Source organism: Natronorubrum halalkaliphilum (assembly GCF_009834785.1).
Lineage (GTDB): Archaea > Halobacteriota > Halobacteria > Halobacteriales > Natrialbaceae > Natronorubrum > Natronorubrum halalkaliphilum.
In genome coordinates, this window is record NZ_WUYX01000022.1 from 13,616 (window position 1) to 29,506 (window position 15,891).

The 15,891-nt window shown below is 54.9% G+C and carries 15 protein-coding genes; 8 read left to right on the forward strand and 7 right to left on the reverse strand.

Translation table 11 applies throughout. The features are described 5' to 3' along the window. Positions 1 to 4 precede the first annotated feature (4 nt). The 5 genes from GS429_RS05860 to GS429_RS05880 form a co-directional block, all read right to left on the reverse strand. Positions 5 to 646, reverse strand: coding sequence for a DUF7680 family protein (locus GS429_RS05860; protein WP_160063632.1), 642 nt, complete (start codon positions 644 to 646; stop codon positions 5 to 7). Continuing rightward, positions 646 to 3,426 carry a DUF499 domain-containing protein gene (locus GS429_RS05865; RefSeq protein ID WP_160063634.1) on the reverse strand — a complete coding sequence of 927 codons (2,781 nt, stop codon included), beginning with the start codon at positions 3,424 to 3,426 and terminating at the stop codon, positions 646 to 648. Before GS429_RS05865 ends, GS429_RS05860 begins: the two co-directional genes overlap by 1 nt. A 511-nt stretch (positions 3,427 to 3,937) precedes the next feature. After that, positions 3,938 to 4,162: a hypothetical protein gene (locus GS429_RS05870; protein WP_160063636.1), complete on the reverse strand. Its 225-nt coding sequence runs from the start codon at positions 4,160 to 4,162 to the stop codon at positions 3,938 to 3,940. A 232-nt stretch (positions 4,163 to 4,394) separates the two neighbouring features. After that, entirely contained in the window at positions 4,395 to 5,363 is a 969-nt protein-coding gene (locus tag GS429_RS05875) for a DUF7983 family protein (RefSeq protein WP_160063638.1), read from the reverse strand. Positions 5,364 to 5,639: 276 nt separating this feature from the next. Then, on the reverse strand, positions 5,640 to 5,822 hold the full coding sequence (locus GS429_RS05880) for a hypothetical protein (protein ID WP_141466389.1): 183 nt from the start codon (positions 5,820 to 5,822) through the stop codon (positions 5,640 to 5,642). 160 nt (positions 5,823 to 5,982) lie between these two features. Here GS429_RS05880 and GS429_RS05885 point away from each other — a divergent pair, with 160 nt between their 5' ends. From GS429_RS05885 to GS429_RS05900, 5 genes are all read left to right on the forward strand, one after another. Continuing rightward, positions 5,983 to 6,240 (forward strand): HalOD1 output domain-containing protein, encoded by a 258-nt coding sequence (locus GS429_RS05885; RefSeq protein WP_141466390.1) that lies wholly within the window; start codon positions 5,983 to 5,985, stop codon positions 6,238 to 6,240. 432 nt (positions 6,241 to 6,672) lie between these two features. After that, positions 6,673 to 6,816: a DUF7563 family protein gene (locus GS429_RS22590; RefSeq protein ID WP_425438187.1), complete on the forward strand. Its 144-nt coding sequence runs from the start codon at positions 6,673 to 6,675 to the stop codon at positions 6,814 to 6,816. Then, on the forward strand, positions 6,813 to 7,445 hold the full coding sequence (locus GS429_RS05890) for an HNH endonuclease (RefSeq protein ID WP_141466392.1): 633 nt from the start codon (positions 6,813 to 6,815) through the stop codon (positions 7,443 to 7,445). Before GS429_RS22590 ends, GS429_RS05890 begins: the two co-directional genes overlap by 4 nt. Before the next feature lie 477 nt (positions 7,446 to 7,922). Then, complete coding sequence (locus tag GS429_RS05895) at positions 7,923 to 8,192, forward strand: type II toxin-antitoxin system HicB family antitoxin (protein WP_160063640.1); 270 nt, start codon at positions 7,923 to 7,925, stop codon at positions 8,190 to 8,192. A gap of 44 nt (positions 8,193 to 8,236) precedes the next feature. Beyond that, on the forward strand, positions 8,237 to 8,458 hold the full coding sequence (locus tag GS429_RS05900) for a type II toxin-antitoxin system HicA family toxin (RefSeq protein WP_235920744.1): 222 nt from the start codon (positions 8,237 to 8,239) through the stop codon (positions 8,456 to 8,458). A 136-nt stretch (positions 8,459 to 8,594) separates the two neighbouring features. On the opposite strand, the gene GS429_RS05905 is transcribed toward GS429_RS05900, so the two are convergent. Together GS429_RS05905 and GS429_RS05910 are read right to left on the reverse strand one after the other, a co-directional pair. Further along, positions 8,595 to 8,918, reverse strand: coding sequence for a DUF6788 family protein (locus GS429_RS05905; protein ID WP_141466394.1), 324 nt, complete (start codon positions 8,916 to 8,918; stop codon positions 8,595 to 8,597). Between the two features lie 236 nt (positions 8,919 to 9,154). Next, positions 9,155 to 9,454, reverse strand: a complete 300-nt coding sequence (locus tag GS429_RS05910) for a phage repressor protein (RefSeq protein WP_141466395.1) — start codon at positions 9,452 to 9,454, stop codon at positions 9,155 to 9,157. Positions 9,455 to 9,898: 444 nt separating this feature from the next. Here GS429_RS05910 and GS429_RS05915 point away from each other — a divergent pair, with 444 nt between their 5' ends. The 3 genes from GS429_RS05915 (at position 9,899) to GS429_RS05925 (ending at position 15,865) form a co-directional block, all read left to right on the forward strand. Beyond that, on the forward strand, positions 9,899 to 13,318 hold the full coding sequence (locus tag GS429_RS05915; protein WP_160063642.1) for a hypothetical protein: 3,420 nt from the start codon (positions 9,899 to 9,901) through the stop codon (positions 13,316 to 13,318). Positions 13,319 to 13,710: 392 nt separating this feature from the next. Then, the gene (locus tag GS429_RS05920; RefSeq protein ID WP_201293965.1) at positions 13,711 to 14,541 is read left to right on the forward strand and encodes a site-specific integrase; all 831 of its coding nucleotides are present in this window, start codon (positions 13,711 to 13,713) and stop codon (positions 14,539 to 14,541) included. 4 nt (positions 14,542 to 14,545) lie between these two features. Next, the gene (locus GS429_RS05925; protein ID WP_160063644.1) at positions 14,546 to 15,865 is read left to right on the forward strand and encodes a homing endonuclease associated repeat-containing protein; all 1,320 of its coding nucleotides are present in this window, start codon (positions 14,546 to 14,548) and stop codon (positions 15,863 to 15,865) included. Positions 15,866 to 15,891: the final 26 nt, after the last annotated feature.

The window sequence follows — 15,891 nt, forward strand, 5'->3', positions numbered from 1 at the left end:
AAAATCACTTGATATGGTCCGTCAGCAACACTCGAAGGGCCTTTTCGCCGTTCGGACTCGACGGAGACCGACACTTCGCGTACCAGTAGTAACACTCCTCATCGCTCATCCGTGCAACGCCTCGAGCCAGCGACCGCATCCGGTCGATACGCTGGATCGGCTTCACGCCACGGAAGGCAACAGCAAGCCGGACACCTGCCGTCTCGGGTAGGAGCACGAATCCAGATCCCCCAGTGAGAACTTTTGATGAATCTCCTGGCGTGCCTTCGATCGCCTCCCGGACGACGTCCTGAAGCGCACGGACGCGGGTCGGGTCAAGCCGTGCGACCTTTGCGCCGGCCCACTCATCCCACGTCCAGCCATCGAACTTGGAAAGGAGGTCGTCTCCAGCGATGTCCGAGACGAGATCCTCGACTGGTGTGATACTCAACGAACGACCATCCCGCTCCAGGCGATCACGGCGGGCTTCAGCCTGTTCGCGAGGGAGTAGTTCGTGGAGCGTCCACTCTCCGCCACCGTCTGTCTCTCGTCGGACGAGCGTGAACGTTGGGCGGCCACCGAACATACTCGTCCCGTAGCGGACCAGCCGATCCTCCTCTGTTCCCTCGGCGGGTGAGGTCCCAAATTCCGAACCGCGACTCGCCATCAGACCGTCACCTCCGAGCTCGTCCGAATCGGGCCACGCCCTTCGACCCGGACGTCGATGTTGCCCGCATCAAGATCGTTGTCGAGTGCGGCCAAGAGGTCGTCGCCCTCGTCAGTAATCGGTTCGGGCTCGTCAAACTGGAAGCGGAACTGGATAGTCTCTCGATCATCGCCGAACGAGCCGGGCTGGTCGATCACGTCCCGGAATCGGCTCGGTGAGCCTGTGAATTCCGCGCTGTACGTCCCGTCGTCCGTCCGCGTTTCGTACTGCATTCGGACCGTCACCGCGTCCTCACGGGCTTTGAATCCGGGGCGCTGACTGACGAACTTGGCCGCCTGGAAGGGATCCTCCCCACCGACTTGGATGGTTACCTCTTCAAGCAGCGGCGTCCGGTCAGTCCCGGCCTTCGATTCCGCATCTCGGCGGACTTCCGAGAATGCCCGCGAAGCGGACATCATCTTCTTGCTCGCCTCCCAGGATTCCTCAGGTTGGCATTCCTGGCATCGACCCCGTTCGTCCAGCAGCTGCTCGCTAGCGACCTCTTTGCCACAGGAACTACAGGTCGTATCGGACTGGTGTTCCTCACAGTAGTAGGGTTCGCTGCCTTCTGGGTTTTCAACCTCCGCCCCACACTCAGCACAGGTTGCAACCGTCTGTTCTGGCCGGTCGATTTCATCGAGGTGGTCGTCGACGAGCGCGTCGATATCTCGGTAAACGACGAAGGAACTCCCGATTTGGACATCGCTGTCCCGAATCGAGGTCTCGACATCGGGAGATTCCCCGAACGGTTCCGGGTGTGGCCACGTCGACGGCTCTGTCGTCCCGGCCCAGTACGCTGTCCCAGACCCGCCATCCCAGTATGCGTACCCATGGTCGCTAACGAGAGAGGAGACAGTCTCTCGAATAGGTTTAGTGCTGAAGAGGTAGTCCAGCCCCGGTTTCTTCGCGTACTGGTTGACCAGCGCTTCGGTGGACATAGCGTCCTGGGTCTGCTGCCAGAGTTTCTGTTGCACGTGAGCGGACCCACGAGCGCCAGCGTCGCGTTTCACGATCTTATCCTCGAGCGTTGTCTGGACAGCATCGACCAGTGTCGTCCCGCCATTGGATTCGGTCGCACCAATGGTGATGTGGGTAAGCCCATCCCGGTCAGGATAGTAGAGGTGCCGGTAGACGTTCCGAACGAGTTCTCCGAGCATCAGCTGTGCCTCGTCGCTCCGTTCTCGGAGCTCCTCGATTTGTTCCGAGGAGAGGTCGGCTTTCTGTTCAGGGCTATCAAGCAGGGCCTCTATAGCCTCGAGACGCCGAGCCTCGTCGATTGCAGCATCCATTCGATCAGCGTCAGGGGCGAGGAACAGAGCGTAGTTCTTGTAGATTCGCGTCTCCGTCTCTCCGTCGTGTTTTGCGGCTTGCTGCTCGTAGAGCTGAGTCACCCGGTTCGGCGGCGTATCGCCGCCGTCTTCGACAGCAGCGGTATCCGGATGCATCACCGCGAGCTTCGTCGTATCCGGTGTATCTGGCAAGTCCGCTGGCGATTCAGGGAACTCCACCGGTTGGAAGCCACCATCGCCGATTTCCTTCGAAGTGAGGCGGTTCTCGAAACGCGAATGAGCGCTCGCTTCGGGGGTAGACTCGATCCGCTGGTCGATTATCCGAATCAGGTTTGGTTCTTGCTTGAACCGGAGCCGCTCTTCCTCGTAGAGGAAGTAACACGCGACGTCCATATCGTCACCCCGGAGTGCGGATAGTGCGGCATCGTAGTCGTCAAAATTCAGATCGGGATGGCCGATAGCGAGGTTCAGATCGGCGTGAGTTAGACCTGCGGCTTGTTCACCGTATGCGAGGCTGTGCCAGAGAACTGTCGTCGTCAGATGGGTACCGAGAGGCGGTAGGCCGTTTTCGGTCCATTTTCGGTCCTCAAGCTGGGCGTGAGCGGTACCATCGTCGTCGTAAATGTCGGCGGTCACTGCGGGACCGAGATCCACGAAGTCGAATAGGCGCTCACGAAGGATCGTCTGAATCCCACCGCCAGGATCGTCATCAGCGACTGTGAGGTCGTAGATGCGAATCCAGTGGCGGTCGTAACTGTCGGGCTGGTGATTCCAGAGGTAGTAGACAGCTCGTGCAAGTAAGCGGAGGGCGTCACGAGTGCGCTGGAACCGAGGGATAGTATCGATCTTGTCCGTGAGAGCGTCGATTAAGGAGGGATGGAAGGGGTATTCGCGAGCAAGGACATCCACGTAGCCAGCGTCGGTGGCTTCCTGTGGATACTGCCGGTCTTCCTGGTCATAGAATTGGAAGTATGAGTCAGCGGATTCGCGGGCGGCATTATCTGGGACTTCCGAGAAGAGTCGGTGCTGGAGGACCTGTCCAATCTCGTTTTCGTCGGTCGGCGTGACCGTCTTGTGCTGCCGCCGGCCGATCTCGTTGACCTCCTCTATGTGATCACGGACTCCATCACGAACCCGGTCAGCCTGCTCACCAAACGCCGTATCCGCGATGGAGTAGACGACCGTAACGTGCTCTGATTCGGCAGCCGCTTCGAGGAGCGCCATCACGAACGAAAGCGTCTGATCGGCGAGCGTCTTGTCGCCGACAGGTGTGCCCGCGGCTTTGTTCATGTAGTCGGCGATTTCGTCGATCAGAATGAGAGCTGGCTGATCGTATTGAGCGAAGAGTTTCGAGAGCGTCCCCTCACCGGGAGCGTCCTGGTCTTGATCGTAGTCCTTGAGATACTCGTAGCCCTCGAGTCCGTAGAGTTGGTACGCGAGCTCCCCCCACATTGTCCGAGTGTTCGGAGCATTCGGGTCATCGTCGGCGTGTCGGGCATCCTTGCTATCAGCCTTTGTTCCGATGAAGACTCCCGTTGCGATGTCGAGGTCCTCTGTCACCGCATCTTGATAGTCGGCCGCAAGCTCCTCGTCACCGTCCAATAGGTAGTGAGAGAGATTATCAATATCTACGGGGTTCTCAGCAAGATGGTAAGAAGCGATGAGGTCATGCGTTTTCCCACCACCGAATCGCGTGTCGAGACAGAGAATACTCGAAGTATATGATTCCGGGTTGTACTCTGTCGTCGCTAAGAAACGGCCTGTAAGATTGGAGAGCAGCGTACGGAGCCCCTCCGTGGGGTAGGTCATATCGTAAAATGAGTCGGGGTCTCGGTAGACCGGTGCTGCTTTCTCAGGGTTGTGGACGACAGTCGAGAGTTTCGCGGCGAACTGTTCCTCCTGGAGCGAGCCATCTAAGACATCGTCTCGCGGCTGGCAATTCTCGAAGAGAGAAGGACACTCGCTACTCATCGTTGTCCTCCATTGATAACCCGGATTCTGGTTTGGACACGATTACGAACTCGCTTTCCGAACTGTTCTCAATAATCGCCTTGGCGATACCCTTCGACTCAGCAACGTCGATCTTAATTGAGTCGCCAATATCTGCATCAAATTTCTTAAGTTCAGGTCCGGATAAATTGACTCGACCAGATTGGCCAGTGTTCTGTCCAATTGTTTTCTGAGTCATCTGGATATACCTATCACTTGATGGGAGTGTTATAACCTTTACTTAGTCTAAGTCGAACTGGAAGTGTCTAGCAGTAGTCCTGATTTTAACTGCTATATTTCGTCACAGACAGTGCTGATTGAACGGATCTGAAAATCGTTCTCAAATCCAAGACTACTGCTACAGGGGTGCAACGACGAGGGTGCAATCGATGACATCGGAATATTCCAATCTACCGGAAAGTCAGTTGGACTCACTCTCCAACTTCTGCGCCAGTTCGGAAGCTCGTGAGTTCGTCGATGCGATCCTCGAGATCTTCGATCTCTTCGCGAAGTTCCTCCGCCTCGTCACCGTCGGTTGCGGCGAGTTGGTCTTTCAGTCCCTGGAGGCGCGTCTCTTTCACTTCTTCGTCGACGTCGGCCTTTCGAACGTACTCGCTTTCGTCGACCTCGTAGACATCGGATTCGGACAGTTCTGTGACCTCCAGGGCGTCATCGACCTTGCTGCGATCGACTCCCATCACCCGCTCGCGATCGATGCCCGCGTCTTCGAGCGTCTCAAGGACCTCGTCGTCGTCTTTGAGTGACCGATTTCGACGTGTCGTCCGTTGAACGGAGCCGTAGGGACCGCTGACAGGCCGATCGTGATGGAGCCGTCCCAGCAACACATCGGCGACCGTCTGGCGGAGGTTGTTCGCGTTGCGCTGGACGTCCGACAGTAGCGTATAGAGGTTGACGAGCGTATCTGTCTCCAGTTCTTCAGGGGCTGTTACATCGTAGCGCTCGAGTGCATCAACGAGGAGGAGCGTATCAGCGTAAACATCCAGATCCGGTTCGGTACGGTCGGTGGACGCTGGAGTCGAGTCAGCATCAACTCGGGAGCTGGTAGTCGGTTCGTCGGTTTCGATGATCACGCCGGCGTCTTCGTTGATCTCGAAGCGGGGATGAAGGCTGAGTACCGCAGGGTATGGATCCCCGTCGGGTGGAAGCCGATCGAGATTGAATCGTCCGTCGCTGCCTTTGATCCGCTGGAACAGTGTCTCGAACTGTTCTCGTTGGAGTGGTCGTTTCTCGTTGCTCTCGGCGAATTCGATGATGACACGGTGCTCTTGGATGTCACCGATCTGGAACCGTTTGTGTGACAACGGTGTGACGAGCTCTGCATCGTCGGGGAGATCCTCGAGTTCCTCGAGAAGCGTGTGCCAACTGACGATGAACGGCATATCTGGTAATAACGGCGACCGAGCGTAAAACACTGATCTGCGAGACGTAATTGATTCAGAGCCAGATTTGAGTGGCAGAGGATTTTGGATGATTTTCTAACGGTGGATATAGTAGCTACTGAAATAAATCGTCATATAACAGTTCAAACACGTCTCCGCGACTGCCCGACAAACAATCACGCTCTTCGGTATTTAGGGGAATGCGTTGACGGCGGCGCAATATTTCTCGGTACGTAACAGAGGAATTTTGTTTTAGATCTGAATTAGAACGCTGATCTAGTCCCCATCATAGACACAAGTGTATTTCAGCACCGTCCTTCCCTTGTTATCCTCTTCAGTTTCAATTGCAAATACATCTCCTCGCTCGATATCATGTTCTCTGGTCACAGATGCAGGGATAGAGATATCCATCGTTGCCGTGCCCTTCCGACCACGCACCTTCACAGTCTTCTTCGTCATCGTGCGAATGGCAACGTAAGATGGCCAAAAGCACTTTTTTAGACATTATGTTTGATATGTACATAAATAGTAGGAGAGTTGATTTATCCGACACCGTTATACCTATCACGCGATAAGTTTCGCCGGGGGATGGGGGAATCCTCCACTTTCCCCACTCACAATGAAATACCAAATTGACAGCGACGAATCCACAGCCATCGCTGTTGTCCAAGCTGTTGCTGACCACAAAGGAGTCCATCACGAAGAATTGGAGCCAATTTACGAATCTGTAGAACCGGATGCCTTGGATTCTCTGGTAGGCAATGGTTCTGACGTTGTGGTTCAGTTCGAATATGCTGGCGAGGTCGTTACAGTTGACTCTAGTCGGATTTGCTTGGAAGACAGGGAATACATGGAGCGGGCTTGCGAAGGCAACTAGTCGTCTAAATCCACATCCGTGTCGACGTGAGCCTGTAGAACGTTCCGGATGTGGAAATCTTTCTCGCTGGAATCTTCCGCTTGGAGAGCCTGTTCTAGGTGTGTCTTCGCATCTTCGCTAAGCCCTGTCATCCGCAGATAGAACCTATGGATTGGTGTAGAAAAATCTTCCTTTTCGACTGTCATACCAACAAGTATTAGATCCATTGCTAATGTCGTACCTCAGGTACCTTCCCATTGTATCCTAGGTTCGACACTGTCTAGATAATGGCGGCGAGAGGTGTCCAATGTAACCCACCAATCTGCTCAGAGAGACGACGCTGGCGCAGCCATTCGTGATGGGCTACTTGTATGTACAAATAATCACAATACTTCACTGAGGAGGACGACCGACTCGAACAAGCGGACACTGCGAGTGTCTGGAAAGACAACCATGCCTGAATGTCAAAACTGTGGATCACACGTTACGGCGCGATTTGAGCGAGTTTTCGGCGATAACGACGGCGACGTACACGGATGCCGGGAGTGTATGAAGACGACAGAAATCGTAAACGGTGAAGCAACCAGAGGACCATGACCGACGAACCGTCTAGCGGTTCCACCGGCGCTCACGCCGAGGATGGACAGGTTGGTGACGACGATTCCACCACAGTTCGTGAGTTGCTTGAAGAGATCGGTGTCGACCCTGCCGACCTCGAGAGTGTTGACGACCTGCAGGATGTCGTCGAGCTGGACCTCTCTACTGAGGGTGAGACAGTTGATCCCGACGACGTCGATCTGGCGGACGTCCTCGATGCCCCTGTCACCGTTGAAGAGAACCAGACTCCAGCGGGGGTCGTTCGCCAATCGACACAGGACTACCCGCCTGATTGGGATCGCCGTCGACGGCAAGTGTATGCCCGGGACGACCACCAGTGTCAAAACTGCCGTCGCCGAGGCGGCCCGTATGGTGACGTCGAATTGCACGCCCACCATATCGTTCCAAAGTCACGCGGTGGGGTTCACCGCCTCGAGAACCTCGTCACGGTGTGTAAATCATGTCACGACGCCGTTCACTCGAGGAACGCAGTTGCACCGACGGCGATTACGGACGCCGAAGCCGAACCCTCGACGCTCGCTGAAGTGCTTGCCGGGATCAAGTCTGCGAAAACGGCCTTCCGACGATGGAAGCGGATGTACCGGAAGGTCTCGCGATTTGGACCATGACTTACGATATCTCTATTCGACCTTGGTAGCGAACCCAGAGAACCCGACTTCCCGTCATAGCTTCACCTTATGACCAGAAGCACTTAAGGGAGAGTTGGGTTTTGGAACTTGGAGCGTGTCATAGAATCGTTCGCAACGATCAGTAGAGATGCGGAATGCCCGGACGTACGTGAAGTAGCTGTTTGCCGTCGAACCGGCGATCCTGTTGTCGATGTGCTTCTCACGGAGGTATAAGCCGTACTCTCGAAGATCGTTCGATGCGAGGGTCCCAACGTGATCGACGTTTTCTCGTTCGCAGAACGCAGCAAAGTCCTCGAGTCGTAGACCGGCAAATATCCCACCTGCGGTACGGGAAGCCGTGCCTTTCAGGGCGCGGAGGATGCCACTTGACGGTACGAATCGGTTGCTGCCCGGGACATCATAGACTGAGGTGAGGTGACCGAACTCTTATCCACCCGCTCCGTGTATACGAATCTAATGAGTACCGACACCGATCGGAAAGACGCCCCAGAAATCCGAACGAGGATCACGCTCACCGAGGAAGATGAGTGGTGGGTCGCAACCGACGAAGAAACAGGTGTCACCAGCCAGGGGGGGACGCGCGTAGAGGCATTGGAAAACCTCGACGAAGCCGTTGAACTCCATAAAGGAGACGGTCGGGAGCCAACCAACGAAGAACTCCGTGAGATTGGGATCAACCCAGAAAACAACAAGTCGGGAGACACACTCCCAGACGCGCTTAAGTAAGTACACTCAGGATGGCGAGGGGTACGTATTCTGGCGACGATGTGATGACCGTCTTAGTCAACCATGGGCCGTTCTACGTCGATCGCGTTAATGGCGACCACTTCATTCTTCGCTGGAACCCTCCCGAAGATCATGATTCAGATGCACGAACGGTTGTCGTGCCCCGTCACGACGAGATCAGTACGGGAACGCTCAAGCGAATCGGTGATCAAGCTGGGATGAAAGATTTCCAGCAATTTCTGGACTGGCTCGATCGAAACCTGTAGGAACAGCCGTCTTCGAGTGACTGTTTCGCGGACGACGTTCAGATCCTCGATGAGTCGGTTCTGATTGCTCGTTCTTTCCCCTTCACTCATCATTAGTTACGACAGAAACGTAGTGTGGGTCTTTTCCCAGTCGAACTCATTCATCCGGGTTAACCGGGCCCTTGTACTTCGAGGTTACCTTGTCCCCGTCTCTCCACTGCCAGTAGTAGTAGCGATTGTCGTTGATCTCTTTGATCGTGATCGTCGCCTTTGCTGGAACGTCGTCCGGAAGATCGTCTGGTCGGTCCTCGATGTCGTCCTCATCAGACTTTTCCTCGAGACGAATTTCGCGTTCCTTGTGTTCGGCCAACGCTTCGGCGTAGCGGGCAATGTCCTGAAGCCGTTCTGGGGAGGATTCGTTGAGGCTGTTAACGAACTCCGTAGCGAGGTCAGCCGGTGGGGTTGGTGGTTCGTAGGACATCAGCGATCCCCGTGTTAACCAACACGTGTCCCCAATCCAAAGTTCTGTTGGTTAATTTGGAGTAGGAACCGGCTTTCTGTAATATCATTTGAATTCGTCGCAAACCCCTTCTCAGATGACAACTATCGAAACATCGCCAATTGAGTACTCTAGCGACTCCGAGACCGTGGTCTCGTCGAAACAGATACCAGTCACTACCAGTTCAACGGCTTCTCACTGTGGGTTCGGACCGTGAGTTAATCATCCAACTGTGTCTTTTCCAGCGTTGAAGCATCTAATTCACCGTCAAGGAACTGTTCTCCCTGCTCATTTAGATTGTAATTTTTGTAATTTCTATCTAAAAGGCCATATTCACTCAAGTTTTTACACCTTCGAGAGATGTGTGGCCGACTATAATCGATGCCATCACAGATATCATTTAATGCATGGCCAATTGCAGATGATGAGTGGATTCCTGCCCCTCGCAGCCATTCCATAATAACCTCATCGGCTTGGGTAGTCCATTCAGCTCTTTTTCGTACATCGTCTTCTGCCATACAAACCTTTCCGTACTCCTTGGACATAAATGCACCCATAAGATATAATAGTCCAGTATGTACATTTAGATCATAGGCCTGCATAGAAATCATGGTGCGGAAGAGAACACCGTACAGACAGACTCAGACATCAATAAACAATCAACGAATCCGCAAACACCACACGTAAGGCTAAGAGTCCAACTCTCTGGGAGAATCACAGTGTGGCCCTGTTGCCGCCCAATCCCTTAATATAGGTAGTAATTCTCCACTCAACGGCTTCAGCGCTCCGCTACACTTGAGGAGCGGCTGCGCTGTCATTGGTGGTGCCTTCGGACGGTAGAAGTCGATTGCAAAACCAACGATATGCCAAACACTGACCGACAACAACGACAGCAGATAGACGAAAGAATTGGCCTCAAAAGACAGATTGACCGCTATCTCAGCCACCACCCCAACGCTGGCGTGAGCGAGATTCTCGGCAGATTTGAGCTCAATCCTAATGACTGGGGTGATTATGTCAGACAGACTGCTGAGTCTACTACGCCCACGATTCCGCCGAACAACAGCGCAACACCAAACAGTACTGATTGCGTCGACGAAGACAATGTGGATCCGTCGACGTTAGCAGAATGTGCTAACGAACTTGCCGATAGATGGGAGGACGTTGATTTCACTGAGACGAACAGCGACACCTGGCCGCCTACGCTCCACAAGCGCGAGCAGTGGATGGGGCGCCAGGATAAGCTACCATTCGCTCCTTGGGGAGATTACGACCACCCGGAAGCTGACCCTGACGAAGACGCCCGTTGGAAGTGGGGGCTCGAGGAGAACTACGTCGACGGTGAAACGGTCGCAATCGCCGAGGATGACCCCCGCCTTGACGGGCGCGTGTTCATCCAACTCGAGGACGACCCGTATGCGTTCGTCGACGGCGACGACATTCGTTGTCCTGAAACGGGCGAGGTGCATCCGGCGTTCGTGGCGATCCTTGAACACCTCGGGGCGACCTACGCCGACGTATCGACCTCTGGATCCGGCGTTCACGCCTACTACCGTGGGGAACTGCCTATCGACGGAACGGAGCAAGCAACGTTCGCTCTCGATAGTGACCCGTGGGGCAAGAATGACGATGTACCGACGGTGGAGATCTACGCCAACAAGCATGTCAACGTCGCGACCGGGGAACACGTTGAGGAGACGCCCCTAGAGGTGGCCAAGTGGGACACCGACGTGCTTCGGACAATTCTCAAAGTCAATGGGTACGAGGATCAGGAGTCGGTCGAGCACGACACCGACCGAGAACGCCCCGAACTCAAGGGCTATAACCCCGATTCGACTAGTGCCGACGAAACTACCGCCGACATCCGGGATGTCCTCGCTACGGTCGACAACTTGGAGCCGTCCGATGTTCGTCTACGAACCCGACAAACAGGTGAAGAGTCAACCGGGTGGAGTACGTGGGATCCCAGCTATCGCGCGTCTGCGAGCGGTGAGAGCCTCCACTACAATGGCGAAGGCGTGTTCCACGACCACAAAGAAAATGAGGCCTTCGGTGTCCTCGGGCTGATCGCCGTTGAGGAGGACATTATTTCCAACCCATGGGACCGCCTCACCGGCGCTGAGTGGTGGAATGCCGTCGAGGCCGCTCGCGATCGCGGCGCACCGATTCCAGAACTCGATCGATCGGTGGGGCAGCAAGCAACCGAGCCTACAACTGTCCTCCCCAGTGAGGATATCCTCCCACCCGTGACTGCCTGGGACTGGGAGGCTGCAGGCGCTCGAGCGGCTCATGGAGAGCTTCCGGAGCAAGACACACTCGACGTCGATGATGTCCGAGAGCGCACTGTCGAGACGATTGCAGACGGTTACAAACGAGGCGACCGCCGGCTCGTTGAGGTCCTCCCGACCGGTGGGAAGTCCTTCGGCTCGATCGAGGCCGCCGCACGAACTAGTGAGCCGATCACTTATCTGACCGGCCGAGGGCGAAAAGAACAGTACGACCAAATCGCCGAGTGGTGCCGAGAACACGGTCTTACCTACAAGATCCTTCCAGCGTTCACCCGCGACTGTCCGACCGCTAGCGGCGAACACGGCGAGGATTGGAAGGAAACTGTCCTCGACTGGTACAACCGCGGTGCAACTCCCCAAGACATCCACAAATACGCCGAGGACATCCTCGATCGACCGCTCCCGTGCCAAGTTGGCCATGATGAGAACCACGTTGACTGCCCCTATGCTCGCAAGTGGGACTTTGACCCCGAGACAGACGGGAGCGCGGACCCAGATGAAGATCTACAGATTAACGTCCTCATCGGCCACTACACACACGCCCATCGCGAAGACAAGGTCGTCCACGGCCGGACCGTGGTATTCGACGAGTTCCCCGGCGGAGCCTACGAACGGACCCTTGACCATGGCATCGAAGGCGCCGTCACCTACTACCTGCAGAGTCACGACGCGATCCCGTTTGACGACTACACCGAGTTGCTCGAGGGGCGCGACGACGACGCCCGACGAGCCAACGCACTCACCGAACTTCTCGATCACAGAATCGACCCAGACGGGCGAGCAGTCCTTAAGGACGACGCTGCGAACGCCGCTGCTCCGCTAGCTGCGTTCACCTTGTTGGCTGCCGCGGAGAACAATCTTGGGAACGGGCTTGAGCGCGCCGAGTTCGCTGCCGACGGCCACGACAACGACGATTCACGTGTCGGCCTTCACGACCGCGAAGAGGGTACCGTCCGCGTCCTTGCTCCACCAGACCTCTCCTACGCCCGCGGCGTGGTCGCGCTCGACGGGACGCCGACTAAATCAATGTGGGAGCTGGTGCTCGGCGAGCGACTTAACCACCGCCAGATTCTGACCGACGACGAGCGGCGGGACTACCTCCGGGACGCCCTAGACCTCAATCTGGTGCGAACGTCGGAGTACGTCAAGCCGTACAACTCGGCGGACCACGTCGCCGTCAACGACGACGCTGCCCTCTTAGAGGCAATCACCGAGCGCCACGACGAGGATCCCAGCGTGATTACATCGATGACCGCTCTTCAGGAGTACAAGTGCGAGGGGGTGCTCTCCTACAATGACAACACCGGTGAAGTGCTCGAGGGCCCTGCCGACCAGGTGAGGTGGTACGGCAACGTCCTCGGCAGCAACGAGTTCAAGCACAAGCGTGTCGGGGCGGTTATCGGATCGACCCATTACGGGGACCGGTTCATCCAGAAGTGGGGTGCCTACGCCGGCGAAGCCGTCGAGCGAAACGACGAGAAGGGGGCTGAGCTCTCCTACGGCGAGTTCGGCGACGACGTCCTCCAGCACATGCGAGAACACACGACGCTACAAAGCGTTATGCGCTTCGGGCGCGACGGGGAGGGGGCGGTCGTCTACGTGCACACCGATACGCTCCCAGAGTGGGTCGAGCCCGTGATTGCTGCTGAGGGGCGCGTTATCCGGACCCGGAGCGAGGGTGAACAGCAAGTAATCAAAGCCGCCACCGACCTCCACAGCTGGCAGACCGCCGAAATCGCCGAACACCCAATCGTCAACGTGGGCAAGCGACAGGTGTTCAACATCCTGAACGACCTCGCCGACCACGGCTACCTGCAGCGAGAAAGCGATGGGCGAGGGTATGTTTGGTACGATGACGGCCTCCACAGGATCAATGACCACGGCGATGTCGAACTCGAGCCAGTCGAGCTTGACGGAGCTGAGGGGGCAAACGAAGTTGAAGAAATAGCACGTAGAAAAACAATCTATACGTGGGATTTCCGCAACTCCCCATGTGAGCTCACTTCCGATCCGGCAGACTCGCTCAACGACATTGATAGGTTGGCATCTGAGCCGGCTACCGGAGGTGATCGACCGCCTGATTCCATCGACTGACTGGGTTGTTCCGTGACAAGCGCACTCACGATTAGCTACTGGTCCGTCCAAGTCAGCTCCGAACCGGGAGCTGACAAAAACGTTCGTACAGCGATTATAACTGGATCACTCTCTGTCCGGATTGGGACTCGTATTCAACAAGAGTTGATTGATGGAAGAGAAGGTGGAATGTAAAAACTCAAATAAATCGAGTGAAATAACCGTGCTGAGACCAACATAAGAAAACTGACTAAAATGAAACGAGGACTCTACGTTTTCGATGATAATGTGGAGATTCCGCGAACTTTCCTCCGCAATATAAAGATCCTTTTTAAAATAATGCCATATACATTATAAGAATTACCTTACATTCTTGGTAAGACATAAGTTGTTACTACATTAATAATAGCCAAATGCCCCGACGTACCGCGATCCCGCTCTACAAATCTCGCCACGTGGCCTTCGTCAGAGGTGCAGCTGACTACCCTAATTTTGACAAAGGGCTTTCAGGAGTCCTTCACGTCGGAACAGGTGTTCGACCTGACACTATAGGCCATGTTCATACCAATTGGTTTCGTTGGAAACCAACACGAGACGGAGAGCCCACGCTCTACCTGAAAGTGCCGGCTAGCGATCCCTGTCGAAAGTATGGAACTCATGAACCGTGCGGCGACTGCAACATGCTAGGCCACGGCGAGTTTGAACCGAAGACTCCAGCTGGCGAAGGCCGTGAAATCCTTATCGACGACACTTGGACGAACCCAGTCACCAAGGAGCGTGAATATTTCCCTCTCAAAGATATGGTTAGACGTTATTTTGCACATACAGGAACCCACGCCCCTGACGATGCCATGCACGGTGAAAAGATGATCGGTGGGGACGGCGTTTCCAAGGGTACCCTCAACAAATGGTACCGTGACATTGGTGCTTACACCGAGATTAGTGCCCAGTTCCGCGAAGATCGGCTCCGCCAGGAATTGGAAATAAAAGACCCTATCGACAATTCCAATGACCGTGAAACGGTACAAATCAAGAATTTTGGAACAGATGACAAGGGGAACGAGATACCGGATATTATCTCCCACGATCTCCGTGCAACGTTCTGTACACAGTTGATGCGTACCGACACGAATCCTGACAAAGCCATCAAAAAAACCGGCCACAAAACAGCTCAGAGTATGGCCCCCTACATTTCGTTCGCAAATGGAGAGATCGACAAACAGGAAGAAACACACATGTACTGAGTCAATGAAACGAATCAGTGAACAAGAACTCCTCGATGAGTTACGCCGACTCGGTGGGGACTCAGCACCGTCAATCACAGATATGAAGTCAGACGGAAAATTTAGTAGAACTCCTTACGAGAGCAGGTTTGGATCCTGGAATGCCGCTGTGAGGGCCGCCGGGTACATCCCGAACAGCTCACCTACTGAGAAGGAACTCCTTGAGGAGATGCAGCGGGTAGGTGGAGACTCAGCACCGGAAACGTCAGATATGAAGTCAGATGGACAATTCTGGCCTAGTATCTACCGGCGCCGTTTCGGGAGTTGGAATGCCGCTCTAAAGACTGCCGGCTACACCCCAAACGACCACTGCACTGAAGATGAACTCCTCGACGAAATGCGCCGACTCAGTGGGGACAAACAACCAACAATGTCAGAGATGAACTCAAACGGAAAATTCAGTGTAGGTCCTTACAAAGATCGATTCGGGAGCTGGAATGCTGCCGTAAGAGCTGCGGGCTATAGCCCGAACAGGGAACAGAATGTCTCTGACAGACAGCTACTTACTGCGCTCCGGGAGGCTTCGGATGGTGATGATGTCGCACCACCGCAAGAATCAGCCAGTAAAACCGGCTTTGGCGCTTCGACATATCAATATAGATTTGGGAGTTGGTGGCGGGCTGTCGTTCAGGCTGGACTTCTACCAAGAAACCGAAGACCCCTCAGCTCCTCGGAATTCAAAAAGCTCCATACTACCGCTACTGAGCTCCAGAACTCGGCCTGGAAGTTAGCTGTGCTTCTCGCAATGTTCACTGGGCTCACGGGTCAGTTATTCAATGATCTCGAAAGCGAGTGGGTTGAAGAGCGGCGTCACGATGTCATCGTCACTGTTCCAGCAGAACAGACAGTATCAGGAAAGAGATGGGAGTTTCGACTTCCTGAGTCGTGGTCTAGTGGTGGAAGAAAGATTGATACACAGCTCCCCGGTCATACCTTGTGGTTTCAGTCGAACCGATCACTCTCTGGCAGAAGTTCCATGCTATATCAAAGCGCAATAATGAAGACAGCAGAGAAGGCCGAGCTTACAGAAAGAGAACAAACTATTCCAGGGCATCCCAATTTCAATCAGCCAGTCCCGTTAGTGCGAGCAAGTGATCTGCGAGCAACCGGTGGTATTAGAATGGCGCGCAACAGTGTTCCTGTTCATCGAATCCGTCGCCATCTTGGTATTAAGCACACCAACTGGCATGCAAGTATTGAGGACTTCTTCCTGTGGCTGTACGTTCACGAAGACATCACTCACAACCAGTATGACCCGCCAAACGTTGTCCTTGATCCAGTTTAGTCCTGATTCCACCGCTGTTCTCACCA